Origin of the sequence: Hymenobacter terrestris (genome assembly GCF_013377905.1) — a bacterium.
Lineage (GTDB): Bacteria > Bacteroidota > Bacteroidia > Cytophagales > Hymenobacteraceae > Hymenobacter > Hymenobacter terrestris.
Genome location: NZ_JABKAV010000178.1, coordinates 1 through 251, shown reverse-complemented (window position 1 = coordinate 251; position 251 = coordinate 1). Strand labels below are relative to the sequence as shown.

Below are 251 nucleotides of genomic sequence, written 5' to 3'. Positions count from 1 at the left end.
TGTGCCACTTCGACGCTGCCGACCTCGGCCACCACTTGGGCCTGCTGCCAGCGGTAAAGCAGCTTGGGGCTGATGCCCAGCTCGCGGGCCGCGGCTTGTGTACTGCGGCTCTCGGACACCAAGCGCAGGGCTTCAGCCTTGAACGCCTCGTCGTATTTACGCCGTTTGTCGGGCGACACCCCACTGGTTTTTGCTGCCATAATAGAAGAAATATACGTCCTTCTTCTGTCCGCCTTGCCTAGACCACCTCA

Annotated in this window: 1 protein-coding gene; it reads right to left on the bottom strand. The window is 60.2% G+C overall.

Going from position 1 to position 251, the window contains the following annotated elements; all coding sequences use genetic code 11:
- Positions 1 to 200: transposase (locus HW556_RS18515; protein WP_176901588.1), on the bottom strand; the 200-nt coding region annotated here is incomplete at its 3' end.
- Positions 201 to 251 lie beyond the last annotated feature (51 nt).